Genomic DNA, 21012 nt, shown 5'->3' on the forward strand with positions numbered 1-21012 from the left:
GATAAGATTTCCCACCGTAAGGGTAAGACCCCAGGAAGACTACCTGGTTGATAGGTCGGAGGTGGAAGTGCAGTAATGTATGTAGCTTACCGATACTAATAGGTCGAGGACTTGACCAATTTTAAATGATTAAATCATAAATGATATGCAGTTTTTAGAGTATTAACTCTGAATAACTTAATATAAGTTAATCGAAAGATTATGTGGTTACTATAGCAAAGAGGATACACCTGTTCCCATTCCGAACACAGAAGTTAAGCTCTTTAGCGCTGATGGTACTTGGGGGGCAACCTCCTGGGAGAGTAAGACGTAGCCACGTAATCTTTTTTTTATTATATTTTTATATTTATTATGTTAGGTTTTAAAAACATGTAAATACTATTATAAAATGAAAAATAGGAGTGATAGACATGTTGAGAAAGCTAGCAATTATTTTAGTTATAGTAGGGGCACTTAATTGGGGCGGAATAGGAGCATTTGGAGTAGACTTACTAGGTAATGTATTTGGAGGAACTTATGAAGTTCTAAGCAGAATGATGTACTTCACTGTAGGATTGGCTGGAATATATCTAATAATGACTCAAAAACTAGAAAACAAAAGTGATTAATAATTAATATGAAGATAAAAGACCGTGACTGTTATTTAGAAACGGTCTTTTAATTTATCTATGATTATAATAATATAAAGGATATGAAGATGTATAAACTATAATAATGATAACCAATATAATAATAAATAAAATAATTTTATAGATAGATAATTTTACAGATAAAGAAATTTATAATATAAGAAAATATATGAGGAGAATATATGAGCAAGTTAATTATAGAGGAACTAAATAGTATCGTAGATAAAAAATTAATATCTTTTCATGTTCCAGGTCATAAACTGGGTAAGATTTATGATAAATTAAATTATAAAAATACACTTAATAAAATCTACTCTATGGATACAACGGAAATTCCAGGAACTGATAATTTACATTCACCAGAAGGTATAATAAAAGAATCTCAAGAAAGAGCTTCTGAGGTATTTAAGAGTGATAAAACTTATTATTTAATAAATGGTAGCACTTGCGGAATACAAGCAGCTATAATGGCATTATGTCCACCAAAAAGCAAAATCATTGCAAATAGAGATTGTCATCAATCAGTAATAAATGCATGTATTTTAGGAGATATAGATCCAGTATATATAAATTCAGAAATTGATAAAAATACAAATATTCTTAAGGGTATTAATATATATGATGCAATAAAAGTTATAGATAGTAACTTAGATGCGAAGGCTATAATACTTACATACCCTACGTACTATGGAATGACATATGACCTAAAGAGGATATGTGACTATGCTCATAGCAAGGATATTGTTGTAATTGTAGATGAAGCACATGGTGCACACTTAGGTTTAAGTGAAGAATTACCTAAAACAGCTTTAGAGCAAGGAGCAGATATAGTTATACAAAGTACACATAAAACATTACCTTCCTTTACTCAATCATCCATGATACATATACAGGGAGATAGGGTAAATGAAGGTCGATTAGTATCAATTCTAAAGATTATAGAGTCATCAAGTCCATCATACATATTAATGGCATCATTAGAAATAGCTGTTGATATTTACAACAAGTATGGAACAAAACTTATGGACGAATTATTAAATAACATTAATAAACTAAAAAATTCTTTTAAGGAAAATAATAATATAGAATTTTATGATACAAATGATAAGACAAAGATATTTATATCTACAATTAATATGGGATTAATAGGTTATGAACTAGAAACTATACTTAGAGAAGAGTATAATATACAAGTAGAGTTATCTAATTATTATGGATCTTTATTAATTTGCACTATAGGAAATGACAGTAATGATTTCAAAAGTTTAGAAACTGCTTTAAACGAAATCTCAGAAAAATATAGAGCTAATAAAAGTATAGAGAAAATAGAGTATCCTAATAATATACCAGTAAAAAAATTAACACCAAGAGAAGCATTTTATAAAAATAAGAAAAGTGTTAAAATATATGAAAGTATAGGGAAGATATGTGGAGAATACATAATCCCTTATCCTCCAGGGATTAGTTTAACATCACCTGGAGAGATAATAACAAAAGAAATAATTGACTATATATTATTCTGTAAAGAAAAAGGAATGAATGTAAGTGGATTAAAAGATTCTAATTTAGGACAAATTCAAATTATAGAATAGTACGAGATTCTATGGAGGACAGTAAATGAGAGGTAAATTAATAATAATAGAAAGTGGTTCTGATGCTAGCGGAAAGGCCACGCAAACTAAAAAATTATTTGAAAAACTATCAGAGGAAAATAGTAATATAAGAAAAGTAGAGTATCCAAACTATGACTCAGAATCATCTGCATTGGTAAAAATGTATTTAAGAGGAGACTTCGGAAAGAATCCTTCTGATGTAGATCCATACATAGCATCTACATTTTATGCTGCTGATCGATATGCTTCATTTAAAATGGAGTGGGAGGAATTTTACAACAACGGTGGAATAGTTATAGCAGATCGATATACGACGTCTAATATGGTACATCAGGCGTCTAAGATGGATGCAAAAGATAGAGATAAGTACTTAGACTGGTTAGTTGATTATGAATTTAATTTATATAAAATACCAGAGCCAGACTGCGTTATATTTTTAGACGTTCCTATCGAGTTTAGCCAAAAGCTAATGGAAAATAGAAAAAACAAGATAACAGGTGAAGATAAGAAAGATATACATGAAAGTGATATAGAGTATTTAACAAAATCATATAACAATGCACTATATATAGCTAATAAGTATAACTGGAAAAAAATAAATTGTGTTAAAGATGGGAATTTAAGAAGTATAGATGATATACATGATGAAATCTATAACATAGTTAAGCAAAGTATATAACCTATGGAGAGGTAAATATGTATTTTAATAATATTATAGGTCAAGAGTTCGCAAAGAAGTATATGACAAACTCAATTAAAAATAATAAGGTTAATCACGCATATATGTTTGAAGGAATTGATGGAGTTGGGAAAAACTTATTTGCAAAAGAATTTGGGAAATTACTTATTAATATTGATAATGTAGATAATAGCCCAGATTATATAAATATAGAGCCTACAGGAACTAGTATAAAAATAGCACAAATTAGAGATTTACAATCAGATATAATAATAAAACCACATAGTAAATATAAAATATATGTAATTAATCATGCAGAAAAGATGACAGTTGAGTCTCAAAATGCATTATTAAAAACTCTAGAAGAGCCACCAGAATATGCTATAATAATTTTGGTTACAAATAATAAAGAATCTTTATTGCCTACAATAAAATCTAGATGTGAAATAATAAAGTTTTTACCAATATCTATTATGGAATTAAAAAATTACTTAATGGATAGAGGAGTTGAGGAAAAGAGATCTGTATTATTAGCGAATTTTTCTAGAGGTAGTATAGAAAAAGCTTTAGAGCTATCTGATTCAAGTGACTTTTCAATAATGAGAGATGATATACAAAAATATATTCAATATATTTTAGATAAAAATATGGTAGAGATTCTAAATATATCAAGTGATATGGATAAATATAAAGATAAAGTTATTATTGTTCTTGATATGATGATTAATTATTTTAGGGACATTATGATATGCAAAGATAGAGCTGATAAGGATATGTTAATAAACGGGGATAGAATTACATTTATACAAAATATGAGTACTAAAATTACTTATTCGCAAGTATCTAAGATTATTGATATAATAGAAGAAACAAAAAGAAAGATGAGAAGCAATTGTAACTTTAGTGTAAGTATACAAGTTATGGCTTTGAACATATATGAGGTGATAAAATGATAAAAATAGTGGGTGTTAGGTTCAAAAATGCAGGTAAAATATATTATTTTGACCCTGTAGATTTTGAGATAGAGCAAAATACAGATGTAGTTGTAGAGACAGCAAGAGGTTTAGAATATGGAACAGTAATTGTTGGGCCAAAGGAAATAGATGAGAGTAAATTAGTATCACCATTAAAACCGATTATAAGAATAGCAACTCCTGAAGATACTAACATATATAAGGAGAATAAAGAAAAAGCTAAAGAAACTTTTGAATTATGTCAACAAAAAATAAAAGAGCATGATCTTACTATGTTCTTAATCGATTGTGAATATACTTTTGATAGAAATAAGTTAATATTCTACTTTACTGCAGAGGGAAGAATAGACTTTAGAGAACTTGTAAAAGATTTAGCTGCTATATTTAAAACAAGAATAGAGTTAAGACAAATTGGAGTTAGAGATGAAGCAAAATCAATTGGTGGTTTAGGTCCATGTGGAAGAAGTTTATGCTGTTCTTCATGGCTTGGAGATTTTCAACCAGTTTCAATAAAAATGGCTAAAGACCAAAGTTTATCATTAAACCCAACAAAGATATCTGGTATATGTGGAAGATTATTCTGTTGTTTAAAATATGAGCATGATGTATACGTAGAAGCAATAGAAAAGATGCCTAGCGTAGGGGACTTAGTTAAAGTAAGTGGAAACAAAGGTAAGGTAATTGAAGTAAATCCTTTATTAGAACAAGCTAAAATTGAGTTCAACGATAAAACTATAAAAACTTGTATGAGAGAAGAAATAAAAGTATTACAAGAAGCTAAAAAGTGTGGGGGTTGCTGTAAAAATAAAGATGAACAACTAGATGCAGCAACATTAAGAGAGTTAAAGAAATTAGAAGATTAAATTCGTAATATAAAAAGGGGTAGGATTTTCCTACCCTTTTAAATAAGGAGATATTTATGGACATAAAATTAAAGGACACAGAAAGAATAGATGACTTACAATTAAAGGGACTAAAGCTAATACAAGATACTAATGGATTTTGTTTTGGAATAGATGCAGTTCTTTTAGCGAATTTTGCTAAAGTAAAAAAAGATGCTAATGTTGCAGACTTAGGAACTGGTACAGGAATAATACCGATATTGATTGCAGGTAAAAGTAAAGCAAAGAAGATAGTCGGAGTAGAAATACAAGAAGAAGTATATGAAATGGCTACTCGTTCAGTAAAATTAAATAATTTAGAGGATAGAGTAGAAATTGTAAATGCAGATATTAAAAGTATAGATAAGGTACTAGAAGTGCATGGATATCATGTAGTTACTTCAAATCCTCCATATATGCATATGGATGGGATAAAAAATCCTAATGATAAAAAAGCAATATCTAGACATGAAGTAAAATGTAATTTAGAGGATGTTATAAGGGCTGCATCAAGACTAGTAATGCCTAGAGGAAAGTTTTTCATGATACATAGGCCAACAAGATTAGTAGATATTATTGAACTTGGAAGAAAATATAGACTAGAGCCAAAAGTAGTACAGTTTGTGCACCCAAGAGCTAATAAAGCTCCAAACTTACTTTTAGTTGAATTTATGAAAGATGGAAAGCCAGAATTAAAAATACTAGATCCACTATATGTTTATGGAGAAGATGGAAAATATACAAAAGAAATAAATGATATATATGCAAATGAAGATATAGGAGAATAAGATATATGAGCGGTAAATTATATATATGTCCAACACCAATAGGAAACTTAGAAGATATAACTTATAGGACTTTAAGGGTATTAAATGAAGTTGATTTAATTGCAGCTGAAGATACTAGACATAGTATAAAACTTTTAAATCACTTTGAGATTTCAAAACCATTAACAAGTTACCATGAACACAATAAAGATTCCAAGGGTGGGTATTTAATCAATAAATTACTTGAGGGTGAAAACGTAGCAGTAATAAGTGATGCAGGTATGCCAGGAATTTCTGACCCAGGTGAGGATATAATAAGAGAAGCTATTGAAAATAATATAGAAGTAGAAGTTTTACCTGGTGCCACAGCTTTTGTAACAGCTTTAGTAGGATCTGGATTAGATACTAGAAAGTTTGCATTTGAAGGTTTTTTAGATAGAGATAAAAAGACTAGAAGAGAGCAATTAGAAATTGTAAAAGAAGAAAGTAGAACAATGATATTCTACGAATCACCTCATAGATTAAAGGACACTTTAAAAGATATGAGCAAGATTTTAGGAAATAGAAAAATTTCTATAAATAGAGAACTTACTAAAAAGTATCAGGAAATAATAAGAGAAGATATAGATAAAGCAATAGATATATTTAATGAAAGAGATATTAAAGGTGAGTTTGTTTTAATAGTAGATGGTTTCAAGGGTGAGAAAACTCAAAAAAACAACTATGATGATCTTACAGAAAGAGAGTATGTAATAGAATTAATTAACAGTGGTTTAGATAAAAAAGAGGCTATCAAAACAGTTTGCAAAGAAAGAAAGTTAAAAAAGGACGTAGTATATAAGCAAGTATTAGATTTATAAGATATAAGCATTCGGGGTGATACATATGGAATTGAATAAGATTTTAATAAATAGTTTAAAATGCAAAGATACTAGTGAAGAATTTAAAAAATTAGATAATGATAAAACATTAGAACAATTGATTCCTAAAATAAACGAAATGAAGGAAGTTGGAGAATGTAAATATCATGTAGTAAATTGCTTTGATCATTCTATAAACGCATTAAAGGAGTTTGAAGATATCATAAAAGACGAAAATTTCTTTCCAAGTCATTTAAAAGATAGAATATGGAATTATTTAAATACTAATGTAGATCATGGTATAACTAAGCTTGATATACTAAAATTAGGAATATTTATGCACGATATTGGTAAGCCTGATGCAAAAACTACTGATGAAAATGGAAGAGTTCACTTTAAAGGTCATGAAAAAATAGGTGGAGATATTGTTATTGCTCTAGGAAGAAGCTTAGGGCTAAGTCAAAGTGTAATAGATACTCTATTTAAATATGTTAGATATCATATGTTTTTATTAGTTTTTTATAAGAAAAATGATATAAGTCAAGGGAAACTATTTGAGATATTTGATACTTTAGAAGATGATACAATAGGATCTATGATTTTAGGCTATGCAGATATAGTAGCTACTAGAAAATTATTAAATCCTAATGAAGAAGTAGGAGTAATAAAAACTTATATGGAATTTATCTTGACTAATTATGAATTTAGATACAAAAGATTAAAATAAAAATAGGCTATCTTAAGATGGATAATTCATTTTAAGATAGTCTATTTTATTTATTACAATATAGACTTTGACTGTATTGGAGTTGACAATATTACCGAAGTTTTAGTAGAACCTATTGTTTTTATAGTATCAATTACGTTTTCTAATTCATACATATCTTTAACTATAACTTTAAGAAGAGAACAATCATCACCTGTTATATGGTGACATTCAACTACTCTAGGGTCATCTTTAGCAACCTCTAAAAACTGATCATAAGCTTTTCCACTTGGAAGTGATATATGTATAAACGCCTTTATAACTCTACCTAAAGCATCTGGGTTAACTATTGCCTTATATCCTTCAATAACGCCTGCTTCTTCAAGTCTTTTTACTCTTTCTGAAACAGCTGGAGAAGTTAAACCAACAATTTTACCTAAGTCCTTCATTGAAATTCTACCGTCATCCTGAAGTATTTCTATAATTCTATAATCAGTAATATCCATATGTAGCCCCCTTTGATTTATGTTATTATTTTTGTACAACTTTATCACCTAATAAATTAGTTTTTAAATCCCAAAGTTCTTGTGATAAATCAACTTTATAAGTTTTTGGACAAGTAAGTCTTCTATATGCATCCCATAAAGTATTTAGTTCATCCTGTACATACTGCTGTATTTCTGTAATTGGTTTAGATTTAAATTTACATTCTCCATTTACAAATAAAGGCTTATGAAGATCTTTAATTGTGTAGTCTTCAAATGTAGTTTCTTTCCAAGTATATGTAGGGTGGAATATAGTAAGAGGTTGTGAAGTATTTATTTCTTCATCATGAAGCATAATTAAATCAGCTTCAGCTTTATTCTCTTTATTGTATATTCTAACAACTTTTTTATATCCTGGGTTATTTATTTTTTCTGGGTCCTCAGAAATTTTAATTTTTGGAATAATTTTATCACCTTGATATGAAGCTGCTAACTTATATACGCCACCAAGAGATGGTGAATCAGCTGAAGTTATTAGCTTTGTTCCAACACCCCAAGAGTTGATAGCACAATTGCCTGATTTTAAAGCAGATATAGTGTATTCATCTAAATCATTAGATGCTGTTATACTTAAATTAGTAAAACCTGCTTCCTCTAGCATTTTCTTAGCTTCAACAGATAGATATTCTAAGTCCCCTGAGTCTATACGGATGCCAAGTGGTGTATGTCCATTAGCTTTTAAGTCCTTAAATATTTTTATAGCATTAGGAACTCCACTATTTAATACATCGTAAGTATCAACTAAAAGTAAGCACTTATCAGGATAAACATCAGCATAGGCTTCAAATGATTTTAATTCTGAGTCGAATTTTTGAACCCAACTATGAGCTTGAGTTCCAACTACTGGAATATCAAACATTTTACCAGCTAGTACATTTGCTGTAGCCTTACAGCCCCCTATTACAGCAGCTCTAGCCCCATAGATACCTGCATCTGGTCCTTGTGCACGTCTAAGTCCAAATTCAAAAACTGGATCTCCTTGTGCAGCATAGCAAACTTTAGATGCTTTTGTAGCTATAAGAGATTGGAAATTTACAATAGTAAGTAGAGCTGTTTCTATAAGTTGAGCTTGGTATAGAGGAGCTTTAACTGTAATAACAGGTTCATTTGGGAACATTATTGTACCCTCTTCAACAGAATATATGTCTCCTGTAAATTTAAAGTTCCTTAAAAAATCTAAGAATTTATCTGAGAATAGGTTTAAACTTTTTAAGTACTTTAAATCGTCCTCTGAAAATTGAAGATTATTTATATAATCAACTAATTGCTCAATACCGCAAACTATTGTATACCCACTTTTACATGCGTTTTTCCTAAAGAACATATCAAACACAACTACATCTTCATGTACATTTTTTTCAAAATATCCATTCAACATAGTAAGTTGATACAAGTCTGTAAGAAGTGTTAAATTTCTCATTATTTTTCTCCTTAAATACTAAAAATTATAAAAAAACCCTATACCTATACTAAAACACAATACACTTCAACTTTCAAGTATAAACTAGTCCTTAACTAACATAAAATTATTAAGAGGGGAGGGGATTAAAATAGGAAAGATATGGTTTTATATGATTGTAATAGGAATATTAGGAAGTGTGTATTTTCAGAATCTAGGAGAGTTAAACAATGCTCTTTTAAATGAATCTTCTAAAGCAATTGAATTTGCTATAAGTTTAGCTGGAATTATGGCATTTTGGATGGGAATAATGAACATAGCTAAAGATTCTGGCCTTATAGAAAAAATAGGAGATAGGCTAAGTCCTATAATGAAGAAATTATTTCCTTCCGTTCCCAAAGGACATAAGGCTATGTCTTATATAGTTATGAATATGGCTTTAAATATGTTAGGAGCAGGGAATGGAGCTACAGCATTTGGGTTAAAGGCAATGGATGAGTTACAAACTTTAAATAGAAAGAAAGATACTGCGAGTAATGATATGATTATGTTTTTAGTAATAAATATATCGTCTGTTCAGATAATTCCTTTTACTATGCTTAAAGTAAGAGGAGATGCTGGAGCTCAATTTCCAAATGAAATTATAGTTACAACCCTATTTGCAACGATAATATCCACCTTTGTAGGAATAGTAACTTGCAAACTTTTTCAAAGGAGGAATGATAAATAGTGCTAGATATATTTGCTAACTTAATTATACCTTTAATTATATTATTTATAATCATATACGGAAAAACCCATAAAGTAGATATATATGAAAGCTTTGTAAAAGGAGCTATAGATGGTTTAAAAACAGCATGGTCTATATTACCGTCTATAATTGCTATATTTTTAGCTATAGGTATATTCAAATCAGGAAAAGGAATCGAGATGCTAGAGTTTATATTCTCTCCTATAGCAAAGCTTATGAGTATTCCAAAAGAATTAATAGGATTAATAATTGTAAAGCCTTTATCAGGTAGTGGAGCATTAGGAATGTATAATGAATTAATACAAAGAGTAGGTATAGACACTTTGATAGAAAAAATGGGTTCTACGATTGTTGGAGCATCAGAAACCATATTTTATACAATGGCAATTTATTATGGAAGCTTAAAAATTAAAAATACGAGATATACATTATTATGCTCAATGTTAAGTCATATAGCAGGAGTTATAGCATCAGTATTTATATGTTACTTAATCTTTACATAGTAATTGTAATAATTTAAGTGAAAAATTTGCTTAAATTAATTATCTTAGGTTTAAAAGTTTAGTTGACAATAATACATAATTTTAATAGAATAAAAATTAATAATATTATTAATAATACATAATTTAATCACATGTATAATGATTGGTACATAAGTTAATACTACGAATAAGATTTAATTAATTTATTGAATTAAATATATATTTTAAATAAGTTAAGAATTATTATAATTTTTATATTAAAATAAGCTATGAAAAGAAGAGTAAATAATGATTTTTTCGACAGAGAACTAGGTTAGGTGAAAGCTAGTGTTAAATGATTTATTGAAGATGGCCTTGGAGCTTTTTATCTGAAATTTAAGTAGGATAAGACGTTTAGACACGTTATAGTCTACTAAGATATCTATATGTTTAGAATAAATTTAAACTATAGATAAATTAGGGTGGTACCGCGTATATAATCTCGCCCCTATGTAATATTCATAGGAGGCGAGTTTTTTAATATCTAAAAAATAGGAGGAAGTTAATATGAGCAAGCCAACTTTTTACGTTACAACGCCTATATATTACCCAAGTGGAAATTTACATATAGGACATACTTATACTACTGTTGCAGCAGATGCAATAGCTAGATTTAAGCGTTTCTCTGGATTTGATGTAAAATTCCTTACAGGGACAGATGAGCACGGAGAAAAAATACAAAAAACTGCTAGAGAAAAAGGTATGACAGAAATGGAATACTTAGATGGAATGATAGCAGGTATAAAAGATTTATGGAATACAATGGATATATCTTATGATGATTTTATAAGAACAACTCAAGATAGACATAAGGACGTTATACAAAAAATATTCACTAAACTATATGAACAAGGAGATATATACAAAGGTTCATATGAAGGTAGATATTGTACTCCATGTGAAAGTTTCTGGACAGAATCTCAATTAGTAGATGGTGATAAGTGCCCAGACTGTGGTAGAGAAACATATTTAGCTAAAGAAGAAGCTTATTTCTTTAAGCTATCTAAATATGAAGATAGATTAAAAGAATTATTCCAAAATGATAAATTCTGTTTCCCAGCATCTAGAAAGAATGAAATGGTTGCAAACTTTTTAGACAAAGGTTTAGAGGATTTATGTGTAACTAGAACTACTTTCGACTGGGGTATAAAGGTTCCATTTGATGAGAAACACGTAATCTACGTTTGGGTAGACGCATTATGTAACTATATAACTGCATTAGGATACATGAGCGACAATGAAGAAGAGTTCAAAAAATACTGGCCAGCAAATGTTCAAATAGTAGGTAAAGAAATCGTAAGATTCCATACTATAATATGGCCAGCATTATTAATGGCTTTAGATTTACCAGTTCCAGAGCAAGTTTACGGACATGGATGGATATTATTTGCTAATGATAAAATGAGTAAATCAAAAGGAAATATAGTTTATCCAGAGCCAATGATAGAAAGATACGGAATAGATGCTCTTAAATATTTCTTACTAAGGGAATTTGCTTTTGGTCAAGATGGAAGTTACACTCATAGAAATTTCGTAACTAGAATAAATTCAGACCTTGCAAATGATCTAGGAAACTTAGTAAGCAGAACTGTAGCTATGGTTGAAAAATACAATGGTGGAATAATACCAATGGCAAAAGTAGCAACTGCATTTGATGAAGATTTAAAATCACAAGCTAAATCATCTAGAGAAAACTTCGAATCTGAAATGGATAAAATGCAATTCCATGAGGCATTAGAAAATGTATGGAAGTTAATAAGAAGAACTAACAAATATATTGATGAGACTATGCCATGGGCTTTAGCTAAGGATGAAGCTAAGAAAGATGAATTAGATACGGTATTATACAACTTATGTGAATCTATAAGAATAATATCAACTTTAATAAGACCTATGATGGAAACAACTGCTAATAAAATATATGACCAATTAGGAATAGCAGGACAAGAAGAATTAACAAACTGGGAAAGTACAAATACTTTTGGACTTATAGGAGAAAATACTAAAGTACACAAGGGTGAAGCTTTATTCCCAAGATTAGATATAGAGAAAGAGGTAGTAGAATTGGAACAATTATTTAGTGGTAATGTAGAAACAAAAGAAGAAGAAGTAAAAGAAGAAACTTTAACTCACAAAGAAGAAATAACTATAGACGATTTAGATAAAGTAGAATTAAGAGTTGGTAAAATATTAAGCTGTGAAAAGCATCCTAAAGCTGACAGATTATTAGTATCTCAAGTAAAATTAGGGCCAGAAACTAGACAAATAGTATCAGGAATAGCTAAATGGTACAAGCCAGAAGAAATGGTTGGAAAAGAAGTTATAGTAGTATGCAACTTAAAGCCGGTTAAACTAAGAGGAGTAGAGTCTCAAGGTATGATATTAGCAGCTGGTGATGATGGTGATGATTTATTAATACCAACAACTACTGGTGCTAAAGACGGATGCGAAGTTAGATAAGGAGAATAATTATGTTATTCGATTCACATGCACATTTAAATGATGAACGATTTGATGAAGATAGAGAAGAATTAATAGCTTCTCTTAAACAAAAGCAGGTTGATTTAGTTGTAAATCCAGGTGCAGATATAAAATCTTCTATAAATAGTGTAAACCTAGCTAATAAATATGATTTTATATATGCAGCTGTTGGAGTTCATCCACATGATGTTGGAGAATTAGATGATACTGCAATAGATACTTTAAGAAAGTTAGCTACTGATAATGAAAAAGTAGTTGCTATAGGAGAGATAGGATTAGATTATTATTATGACAATTCTCCAAGAGAAGTACAAAAAGAATGGTTTAAAAAGCAAATAGAACTTGCTAATGAATTAAAATTACCAATAATAATACATGATAGGGATGCGCATGGTGATACTTTTGAAATTATAAAGAGCACTAAGAGCCCAGAAATAGGATGTGTACTTCATTGTTATAGTGGTAATGTAGAATTAGCAAAGGAATATGTAAAAATGGGATGCTATATTTCTATTCCAGGGACAGTTACTTTCAAGAACAATAAAAAAACTAGAGAGGTTGCAAAAGAAATTCCTCTAGAGTATTTATTAATAGAAACTGATTCACCTTATATGGCTCCAGAACCACATAGAGGGAAAAGAAATGATCCATCGTTGGTAGCTTTTGTAGCTGATAAGATAGCACAGGAAAAAGGAATATCTTATGAAGCAGTTTGCAAAGCAACTAAGGAAAATGCTAAAAAGCTATTTAATATAAGATAATATAAAGTTCAAGATGATTAGATATAATTGATCTAATTATCTTGAACTTTTTTATTATAATTGAGTATATAGTAATTTCAAAATAACAAATAAAATATCTCTATGCAATTATAAATACAAAAATGTAAAACATTGTAAATATTTATATGCAGATGTTATAATATACATAAATATGTTATATGAAATTATTGAGGGAGCAAATAATGAGCAAAAAAATCAAAAAACACATAATAATAGCGCTTTCAGGTATATTAATTAGTGGGATTTTATCAACAAGTATAGAATCAAATGCAGAAGCTATTAATAATAATCTAGTGGAACAATCGACAGTTGTTTCAAAAGAAAGAAGTACTATTAAAAAGGGAAAAGTGACAACAAGTTCTTTAAATGTTAGGAGTGGACCATCTACTAACAAATCAGTAATAGGATCTATAAAAAAAGGATCAACTATTGAAATAATAAGTACATCATCAAATGGGTGGCATAAAATTAAATTTAAAAATGGTTATGGATATGTAAGTGGAAAGTATATAAGTATTTCATCAAATACAAACACAAATACAAACAATATATCATCAATAAAAGTTACTCATACTGGAACAGTAAATACATCTTCTCTTAATGTAAGAAGCAAGGCAAATACATCATCTTCTAAGCTAGGATCTTTAAAAAAAGGAAGTAAGATAGAAATAGTAGAAAAAACAAGTAATGGATGGTATAAAATTAAATTTAAAAAAGGATATGGGTACGTAAGTGGATCTTATATATCAAATGTAAAATCTGTTAATACTTCGACTGGATCAAACAATTCAAATTCCAATAATAATACATCATCAATAAAAGTTACACATACTGGAACAGTAAATACATCTTCTCTTAATGTAAGAAGCAAGGCAAATACATCGTCTTCTAAGCTAGGATCTTTAAAAAAAGGAAGTAAGATAGAAATAGTAGAAAAAACAAGTAATGGATGGTATAAAATTAAATTTAAAAAAGGATATGGATATGTAAGTGGATCTTATATATCAAATGTAAAATCTGTAAGTAATTCAAATAATAATGGATCATCTTCATCAAATAACGAAGTAAAAGATGAAACTGTAACTGGATTAGTTACAAAGCATACTCAAACAGCAGGAAAATCTTTAATAGATACTATAGAGGTTAATAATGCATATGGACGTGAATTACAGTTACAAATGTATAATAGTTCGAAAAAGTCTTGGGAAACTAAAGCAACATTTACAACAAAGAATGATAAAACTGATTCAGTTAAATTAGTATATCCATCACAGTGGTATAATCAGATTTCTTCAAAATGGAGAGTATACATTCCTGCAAGCAATGACTTAAAGAGCTACACTAGTAAAACAATAGAAGTTACTGCTAAAAGAGTATATGAAAATCCTAAAGGATATATTCAATTAAAGGAAAAGATTACTGTAAGTGGTGGTGGTAAAGATTTAGTTAAAGGTACAATGGGACTTAAAGTTGCACAAGTTCAAAGAAAATTAGGTATGGGAAAGGTATGGGAAACAGTAGGTCCAAGTACAATGTCTCATGTAAAAGCCTTCCAAAAAAAGAATGGTTTAAAAGAAACAGGTATTGTAAACCTTGCAACATGGAAGAAGTTAGGATTTAGTGAATCTTCTTGGAAGACTCTAGATACATATGTTACTCCAGTTAAAACAAAATTAACTGCTACAAGATCAGATCTTATTGAACAAATGATTAAAACCGCTGAATCTTATTTAGGAACAGAGTATGTAGTTGGTGCAGCTGGCGTACCAGGTAGTGGCATAGATTGTAGTGGACTAGTTATGCAAGCAATGTACTCTATAGGTATAGATCCAGCTCCTGTTAGCGTAACTCGTCATACTCAACCAGGATATGAGTTTGAATCTCGCAACCTTTGGAACCTTCCTACATTAAAGACAGTAAGTACTCCAAAAAGAGGGGATTTAGTATTCTATAAAAATAGCAAAGGAACAATAATTCACGTAGCTATTTATCTAGGAAATAATAGAGTCATAGAATCTTGGCCTGAAAAAGTTGTAAATTGGCCATTAATACATCCAGAAAGACCTTTAATAAAAGGTTATAAAAGGGTAATCGGTTAATATATAAAAGGCATAAAGTATATAACTTTATGTCTTTTATTATATTTATATAAGGGAAAATAATTTATAATAAAAATATATAAAATATCAAAAAATTTCAATTTATAATTACAATAGCTGAAAAGTGGATAAATTATATACTAATACAAATATTTATGCTAAAATTTAATTTATGAATTCAAGCGATTAGATAGAAAAGGTGATTTTATAATGATAAAAGAAGTTATAGTAGTAGAAGGTAGAGATGATGTTACAGCAGTAAAAAGGGCTCTAGATGCAGAACTTATAACTACTGGTGGATTTGGATTCCCTAAAGGAGTTATGGAACGCATAAAAGCCGCTCAAAAAAGACGTGGAGTAATAATATTTACTGATCCTGATTTTGCCGGTGAAAAAATAAGAAAAAAGATAGCTGCAGAAGTTCCAGGATGTAAGCATGCTTTTTTACCAAGAGAAGAAGCTAAGAAGGATGGAGATATAGGTATTGAAAATGCATCTCCAGAAAGTATAATAGCTGCTTTAAATAAAGTTAGAACGGAAAGTGTAGAGAAAAGAAGTGAATTTACTCAAGTTGATCTAATAAGAAATCAACTTATAGGAAATGAAGATGCTTCTTACAGAAGAGACGAAATTGGGAAAATACTAGGAATTGGATACGGAAATGCAAAGCAATTCTTAAGTAGATTAAACAATTATGGAGTAAGTAGAGAAGAATTTCTGAAGGCAGTATACACAATAGATAATAGTCTATAGATATCAGATTAAAAGTATTATATAAAAATTATTTAAAGAAATAATAAAAATAACAATAAATAAAATAAGAAAAATAGATACATAGAAGGAGATAACATATGGATAGACTTTCATCTCATAGAGCTACCAAAGAAGTAGTTCAAAAGCATAATTTTAAATTTTCAAAGTCATTAGGCCAAAACTTTTTAATAGACGATAATGTTATAGATAGAATATTAGCAGGAGCTAGATTATCAGAAGGTGATAGAATCATAGAAGTAGGACCAGGAATTGGTACACTTACTCGTGAAATGGGAAAAGTTGCAGACAAGGTTGTCGCTGTAGAAATAGATAAAACTTTAATACCAATACTTAAAGAAACATTAGAAGATTTAAATAATGTAGAAGTTGTTAATCAAGATATATTAAAAGTAGATGTAGAAGAATTAGTAAAAGAAAAATTAGATGGAGGACCAGTTAAACTTGTAGCTAACCTTCCATATTATATAACTACACCAATAGTTATGAAATTTTTAGAAGAAGATATTCCAGTAACTGATATAGTAGTTATGGTTCAAAAAGAAGTTGCAGATAGAATGAATGCAGGACCTGGGACAAAAGATTATGGTGCGTTATCAGTAGCAGTTCAATACTACTGTGATACAGAAATAGTTGCAAAAGCTCCGAGACACATGTTTGTTCCTCAACCAAATGTAGATTCTACAGTTATAGGACTTCATGTAAGAGAAGAAAGAAAATATCCTGTAGATAGTGAAGAGATATTCTTTAAAACAGTTAAGGCATCATTTGGACAAAGAAGAAAAACTTTACTTAATTCTTTAGGTGGTTTAGGATTTTTAACTAAAGACCAAATAAAAGAAGCTTTAAATGAAGCTAATATAGACGAAAAAAGAAGAGGAGAAACTCTTAGCATAGAAGAATTTGCAACTCTTGCAAATGTTATAAACTCAAAAGTACCTTCAAAATAGAAGGTACTTTTTTTTAATATGTAAACATATACTATCTAGAGAACTTATGTAAAGGGGGGGGAAAGAAATGAGCTCTAAAAGAAAATTTAAGAGAGACTATATAATTTTAGAAGCAAAGGATATGAATTTTAGATATAAAGAGCGTATCTTACCTAAGGCTTTTGCAAAGATAGAAGTAAATGATGAAAAATCAGTTGTAGCATTATATGTAGAGAATCTTAAATATATGAAGGACGGATATAGGGTAGTAGCAATAAGAAGTGATTATGAGACTATAGATTTAGGAAAAATAACTTTAAGTGAGCAAGGTAAGGGGGAATTTGTACTAAATTTAGAAGACAGGGATGCAGAAATAAAAGGTATTGCTTTATTATATGAAAAAACTGTACCTTTAATAGGATTCAAGGGAAATAAGATTGAAAACTATGAAGAAATATTATTTATGGGAGATGAAGATGAGTATATAGAAACAGATGATGAAGTTGAAGAATATGAAGAGATAGAATATATCGAGGTAGAAGATGATGAAGATGGAGAGTATGAAGAATATGAAGAAATAGAGTATATCGAGGTAGAAGATGACGATGACCTAGACGGATATGTTGATACTGATGATGGCGAATATGAAATTGATGATAATATTGATTATGACAACGGTGAAAACAAATATCATGAGTATAAAAATATAAATGATGATAACGGCTTAGAATATAATAGAACGAACAGAATTCCTAGACAAAACAAAACAATTAAAGAAAGAGTTAAGCAATATCGAAATCCAATCAACAAAACATCTCAAGATGTAAATTTTCAAGATCACATGAATGAAACTCAACAAGAAAGAAATACAAAATCACAAGGTGCTCTATTAATGCCTAGACAAATTAAAAAAGGGTTAAAATATTTTAGAGAAGTTAAGCCTTTTGTGGAGGACTATATAGATAATACTAGATGGTGGAAAATAGATATAACACCTGCAACTCTATGTGGTTATACAATGCCGTACTTAGGATATGTTAATAGTTTAAATTATACAATGTATAGTGATGCAATAATGCAATCCTATAAATATAGACATTATCTGTTCGGCGTTCAGTATGATGAATATAATAAGAGAAAAAACTATATTTATGCAGTACCAGGTAAAAAGGATGAACAACCAGATAAAGGTCATACAGGATTTACTATGTACCAACCTTGCGATAATAGAGGAAATAGCTTAGGTTACTGGTTATGTTATATAGACTCAAGAACTAGAAGTATTTTAAAATAGTCATTAAATTTAGAATCTATTGATAATAATTCAATAATCCTCTAAAATAGAATTTAAGACTATATATTTTGGAGGAGAAATTATGACAAATAATAAGAGACTTATAGATGAATTCTTAGAATTAGTACAGATAGACAGCCCATCTTCTAAAGAAGGAAATGTTGCTAAGGTACTAGTTAACAAGTTAGAAGAAATTGGTTTATCAGTAGAAGTAGATAATGCAGGGGAAATACATGGTGGCGAGACAGGAAATGTAATAGCTACATTAAAAGGAAATAGAGAGGGTAAAAAAATATTATTCAGTTCACATATGGATACAGTTAGTCCTGGGATAGGAATCAAACCTATAATAGATGAAGAAGCTGGAATAATAAAAAGTGATGGAACTACAGTTTTAGGTTCAGATGATAAGGCGGGAATAGCTGCAATATTAGAAGGATTAAGACATATAAAAGAAAATAATATAGAGCATTCAGATATAACAGTAGTATTCTCAATATGGGAAGAAGGCGGATTATTTGGAGCTAAGTCTTTAGATTACTCAAAGTTAGATGTAGATTACGGATTTGTTTTAGATAGTGGTGGCTCACCAGGAGAAATAATAGTAAAGGCTCCAGGTCAAGATAGAATAGCAGTTAAAATTAAAGGAAGACCAGCTCATGCAGGACTTCAACCAGAAGCAGGAATAAGTGCAATAATGGTAGCATCAAGAGCTATAGAAAATATGAACTTATTAAGAATCGATGAAGAAACTACTGCTAATATAGGTATAGTTAAAGGTGGAGAAGCTACAAATATAGTAATGCCAGAATTAGAAATAATTGCAGAAGCTAGAAGTTTAGATGAACAAAAATTAGATGCTCAAACAAGTCATATGATAGAAGTTTTCGAGAAAGCTGCAAAAGAGTTTGGTGCAGAAATAGAAGTAGAAATTTCTAGAATGTATTCACCACTTAATATAGATGAAAATGATGATATAGTAGAATTTACTAAAAAAGCATTTGCTAATCTTAATATACAAGGAAAAACTGCTTCTACAGGTGGTGGAAGCGATACTAATGTATTAAATAAAAATGGTATAAAAGCTGTAAATCTGGGTATAGGAATGAAGAAGGCTCATACTCTAGAAGAATATATTGCAATAGAAGATTTAATTAACTCTGCAAAAACAGTTATTGAAATAATTAAAGAAGCATAATAAAATAGATAGTATATAAAATTGGGCTATCTTAGAATATCCTTAATTAGTATCAAATAGATATTGGTTAAGTTAATATTTTGAGATATGCCCATTTTTACGTTTTTGGAGATTGAGAATTAATATTGAACGTAAAGAGTATGCAATATCATTAAATAATATAATATTATCAAAGAAATAATTAATGGAGGGATTATGGAAACAAGGTATGAAGAATCGAATAAAGTAACCAAGCAAGCAATAGCTTGGAATATACTACTTACAATTATAAAGATAGTTGCAGGCGTATTTGGTAGGTCTAGCGCAATGATAGCTGATGGATTACATTCTGCATCAGATATAATAAGTTCAGTAGGTGTACTATTAGGAAATTATATATCAGCAACACCAGTAGATAAGGAGCACAACTATGGACATGAAAAAGCAGAAACACTAGTATCATTCTTATTATCTATATTATTAATAGTTGTGTCAGGATCTATTGGTATAGAAGCAGTTAAATCTTTAGGAAATATACAGGGGATTGAGATACCAACAGTATTACCACTAGTAGTTGCTATAATATCAATTTTAATAAAAGAATATCAATACAGAATCACTATTAAAATAGCTAAAAAAATAAATTCTCCAGCATTAAAAGCGGATGCATGGCATCATAGGTCAGATGCTCTTTCTTCAGTAGCAGCATTTGTAGGTATAGGAGGAGCAATGCTAGGCTTTAAGGTTTTTGATCCTATAGCATCTATTGTTGTAGCGATATTTGTAGCTAAGGTAGGAATAGAGATTTTAGTAGGTGCAACTAATGAGCTTATGGATGTTTCTATAGATTTGGAACAAGAGGAACAAATCAAGGAAATAGCGAAAAATACTGAGGGTGTAAGAAACTTAGGGGAAATAAGAAGTAGAAAACATGGAGCAATGGCATATGTAGATTTAGTTATTTGTGTGGATGGAAATCTTACAGTAAGAGAGGGACATGATATAGCAAATCAACTAGAAAAAGATATCATAAGAGATATGGAATTTGTAAAAGGTATCACTGTTCATGTAGAACCATGTAATTATTGCCCCGGAAATACTTGTTTTAAATAATTATATATTAAAAAAAATCGAAAAAAGGTATATAATAATTC

At 29.5% G+C, this 21012-nt stretch carries 20 protein-coding genes, 2 rRNA genes and 1 other annotated feature; of the genes, 20 read left to right on the forward strand and 2 right to left on the reverse strand.

All coding sequences use genetic code 11. The annotated features are described in order from the left end of the window. From H8923_RS14550 to H8923_RS14595, 10 genes are all read left to right on the forward strand, one after another. Positions 1-119 (forward strand): 23S ribosomal RNA (locus H8923_RS14550); the annotation flags it as partial. An 83-nt stretch (positions 120-202) separates the two neighbouring features. Beyond that, positions 203-319 (forward strand): 5S ribosomal RNA (gene rrf / locus H8923_RS14555). 91 nt (positions 320-410) lie between these two features. Beyond that, complete coding sequence (locus tag H8923_RS14560) at positions 411-608, forward strand: DUF378 domain-containing protein (RefSeq protein WP_330596681.1); 198 nt, start codon at positions 411-413, stop codon at positions 606-608. A 203-nt stretch (positions 609-811) separates the two neighbouring features. Next, on the forward strand, positions 812-2221 hold the full coding sequence (locus H8923_RS14565; RefSeq protein WP_153972665.1) for an aminotransferase class I/II-fold pyridoxal phosphate-dependent enzyme: 1410 nt from the start codon (positions 812-814) through the stop codon (positions 2219-2221). Positions 2222-2246: 25 nt separating this feature from the next. Further along, entirely contained in the window at positions 2247-2921 is a 675-nt protein-coding gene (locus tag H8923_RS14570; RefSeq protein ID WP_153972666.1) for a dTMP kinase, read from the forward strand. Between the two features lie 17 nt (positions 2922-2938). Beyond that, positions 2939-3874: a DNA polymerase III subunit gene (locus tag H8923_RS14575; RefSeq protein ID WP_153972667.1), complete on the forward strand. Its 936-nt coding sequence runs from the start codon at positions 2939-2941 to the stop codon at positions 3872-3874. Beyond that, positions 3871-4758 (forward strand): PSP1 domain-containing protein, encoded by an 888-nt coding sequence (locus H8923_RS14580; protein WP_153972668.1) that lies wholly within the window; start codon positions 3871-3873, stop codon positions 4756-4758. The genes H8923_RS14575 and H8923_RS14580 overlap by 4 nt, the downstream gene beginning before the upstream one ends. Before the next feature lie 56 nt (positions 4759-4814). Further along, positions 4815-5564 (forward strand): tRNA1(Val) (adenine(37)-N6)-methyltransferase, encoded by a 750-nt coding sequence (locus H8923_RS14585; protein WP_153972669.1) that lies wholly within the window; start codon positions 4815-4817, stop codon positions 5562-5564. Positions 5565-5569: 5 nt separating this feature from the next. Next, positions 5570-6403 carry a 16S rRNA (cytidine(1402)-2'-O)-methyltransferase gene (rsmI, locus tag H8923_RS14590; protein WP_153972670.1) on the forward strand — a complete coding sequence of 278 codons (834 nt, stop codon included), beginning with the start codon at positions 5570-5572 and terminating at the stop codon, positions 6401-6403. 25 nt (positions 6404-6428) lie between these two features. Next, positions 6429-7130, forward strand: coding sequence for an HD domain-containing protein (locus H8923_RS14595; protein WP_153972671.1), 702 nt, complete (start codon positions 6429-6431; stop codon positions 7128-7130). A gap of 53 nt (positions 7131-7183) precedes the next feature. On the opposite strand, the gene H8923_RS14600 is transcribed toward H8923_RS14595, so the two are convergent. Together H8923_RS14600 and H8923_RS14605 are read right to left on the reverse strand one after the other, a co-directional pair. Continuing rightward, positions 7184-7615, reverse strand: coding sequence for an Lrp/AsnC family transcriptional regulator (locus tag H8923_RS14600; protein ID WP_153972672.1), 432 nt, complete (start codon positions 7613-7615; stop codon positions 7184-7186). Between the two features lie 25 nt (positions 7616-7640). After that, positions 7641-9074: a nicotinate phosphoribosyltransferase gene (locus H8923_RS14605; RefSeq protein WP_153972673.1), complete on the reverse strand. Its 1434-nt coding sequence runs from the start codon at positions 9072-9074 to the stop codon at positions 7641-7643. Positions 9075-9225: 151 nt separating this feature from the next. Between H8923_RS14605 and H8923_RS14610 the strand changes: the two genes are divergently transcribed. The 10 genes from H8923_RS14610 to H8923_RS14655 all read left to right on the forward strand — a co-directional run bounded on the left by H8923_RS14610 (position 9226) and on the right by H8923_RS14655 (position 20971). After that, positions 9226-9783, forward strand: a complete 558-nt coding sequence (locus H8923_RS14610; RefSeq protein WP_153972674.1) for a nucleoside recognition domain-containing protein — start codon at positions 9226-9228, stop codon at positions 9781-9783. After that, the gene (locus tag H8923_RS14615) at positions 9783-10307 is read left to right on the forward strand and encodes a spore maturation protein (RefSeq protein ID WP_187127968.1); all 525 of its coding nucleotides are present in this window, start codon (positions 9783-9785) and stop codon (positions 10305-10307) included. Before H8923_RS14610 ends, H8923_RS14615 begins: the two co-directional genes overlap by 1 nt. 239 nt (positions 10308-10546) lie before the next feature. Continuing rightward, positions 10547-10778, forward strand: a binding site (T-box leader). 54 nt (positions 10779-10832) lie between these two features. Then, positions 10833-12785, forward strand: coding sequence for a methionine--tRNA ligase (gene metG, locus H8923_RS14620; RefSeq protein WP_153972675.1), 1953 nt, complete (start codon positions 10833-10835; stop codon positions 12783-12785). Between the two features lie 11 nt (positions 12786-12796). After that, entirely contained in the window at positions 12797-13567 is a 771-nt protein-coding gene (locus H8923_RS14625) for a TatD family hydrolase (protein WP_153972676.1), read from the forward strand. Positions 13568-13770: 203 nt separating this feature from the next. Beyond that, positions 13771-15687, forward strand: a complete 1917-nt coding sequence (locus tag H8923_RS14630) for an SH3 domain-containing protein (RefSeq protein WP_172976746.1) — start codon at positions 13771-13773, stop codon at positions 15685-15687. Positions 15688-15897: 210 nt separating this feature from the next. Then, positions 15898-16440: a ribonuclease M5 gene (rnmV, locus tag H8923_RS14635; protein WP_153972678.1), complete on the forward strand. Its 543-nt coding sequence runs from the start codon at positions 15898-15900 to the stop codon at positions 16438-16440. A gap of 98 nt (positions 16441-16538) precedes the next feature. After that, positions 16539-17408 (forward strand): 16S rRNA (adenine(1518)-N(6)/adenine(1519)-N(6))-dimethyltransferase RsmA, encoded by an 870-nt coding sequence (gene rsmA, locus H8923_RS14640; RefSeq protein ID WP_153972679.1) that lies wholly within the window; start codon positions 16539-16541, stop codon positions 17406-17408. Between the two features lie 67 nt (positions 17409-17475). Beyond that, positions 17476-18681, forward strand: coding sequence for a hypothetical protein (locus H8923_RS14645; RefSeq protein ID WP_153972680.1), 1206 nt, complete (start codon positions 17476-17478; stop codon positions 18679-18681). A gap of 82 nt (positions 18682-18763) precedes the next feature. Further along, positions 18764-19879, forward strand: a complete 1116-nt coding sequence (locus H8923_RS14650) for a M20/M25/M40 family metallo-hydrolase (RefSeq protein ID WP_153972681.1) — start codon at positions 18764-18766, stop codon at positions 19877-19879. A 195-nt stretch (positions 19880-20074) separates the two neighbouring features. After that, positions 20075-20971 (forward strand): cation diffusion facilitator family transporter, encoded by an 897-nt coding sequence (locus H8923_RS14655; RefSeq protein WP_153972682.1) that lies wholly within the window; start codon positions 20075-20077, stop codon positions 20969-20971. Positions 20972-21012 lie beyond the last annotated feature (41 nt).

It is taken from the genome of Romboutsia faecis (assembly GCF_014323405.1).
GTDB classification, from domain to species: domain Bacteria; phylum Bacillota; class Clostridia; order Peptostreptococcales; family Peptostreptococcaceae; genus Romboutsia_E; species Romboutsia_E faecis.

Bases quoted from the DNA above. Each gene is read 5' to 3' on its own strand.
- H8923_RS14560 (WP_330596681.1), top strand. From the start codon at position 411: ATGTTGAGAAAGCTAGCAATTATTTTAGTTATAGTAGGGGCACTTAAT.
- H8923_RS14565 (WP_153972665.1), top strand. From the start codon at position 812: ATGAGCAAGTTAATTATAGAGGAACTAAATAGTATCGTAGATAAAAAA.
- H8923_RS14570 (WP_153972666.1), top strand. From the start codon at position 2,247: ATGAGAGGTAAATTAATAATAATAGAAAGTGGTTCTGATGCTAGCGGA.
- H8923_RS14575 (WP_153972667.1), top strand. From the start codon at position 2,939: ATGTATTTTAATAATATTATAGGTCAAGAGTTCGCAAAGAAGTATATG.
- H8923_RS14580 (WP_153972668.1), top strand. From the start codon at position 3,871: ATGATAAAAATAGTGGGTGTTAGGTTCAAAAATGCAGGTAAAATATAT.
- H8923_RS14585 (WP_153972669.1), top strand. From the start codon at position 4,815: ATGGACATAAAATTAAAGGACACAGAAAGAATAGATGACTTACAATTA.
- rsmI (WP_153972670.1), top strand. From the start codon at position 5,570: ATGAGCGGTAAATTATATATATGTCCAACACCAATAGGAAACTTAGAA.
- H8923_RS14595 (WP_153972671.1), top strand. From the start codon at position 6,429: ATGGAATTGAATAAGATTTTAATAAATAGTTTAAAATGCAAAGATACT.
- H8923_RS14600 (WP_153972672.1), bottom strand. From the start codon at position 7,615: ATGGATATTACTGATTATAGAATTATAGAAATACTTCAGGATGACGGT.
- H8923_RS14605 (WP_153972673.1), bottom strand. From the start codon at position 9,074: ATGAGAAATTTAACACTTCTTACAGACTTGTATCAACTTACTATGTTG.
- H8923_RS14610 (WP_153972674.1), top strand. From the start codon at position 9,226: ATGATTGTAATAGGAATATTAGGAAGTGTGTATTTTCAGAATCTAGGA.
- metG (WP_153972675.1), top strand. From the start codon at position 10,833: ATGAGCAAGCCAACTTTTTACGTTACAACGCCTATATATTACCCAAGT.
- H8923_RS14625 (WP_153972676.1), top strand. From the start codon at position 12,797: ATGTTATTCGATTCACATGCACATTTAAATGATGAACGATTTGATGAA.
- H8923_RS14630 (WP_172976746.1), top strand. From the start codon at position 13,771: ATGAGCAAAAAAATCAAAAAACACATAATAATAGCGCTTTCAGGTATA.
- rnmV (WP_153972678.1), top strand. From the start codon at position 15,898: ATGATAAAAGAAGTTATAGTAGTAGAAGGTAGAGATGATGTTACAGCA.
- rsmA (WP_153972679.1), top strand. From the start codon at position 16,539: ATGGATAGACTTTCATCTCATAGAGCTACCAAAGAAGTAGTTCAAAAG.
- H8923_RS14645 (WP_153972680.1), top strand. From the start codon at position 17,476: ATGAGCTCTAAAAGAAAATTTAAGAGAGACTATATAATTTTAGAAGCA.
- H8923_RS14650 (WP_153972681.1), top strand. From the start codon at position 18,764: ATGACAAATAATAAGAGACTTATAGATGAATTCTTAGAATTAGTACAG.
- H8923_RS14655 (WP_153972682.1), top strand. From the start codon at position 20,075: ATGGAAACAAGGTATGAAGAATCGAATAAAGTAACCAAGCAAGCAATA.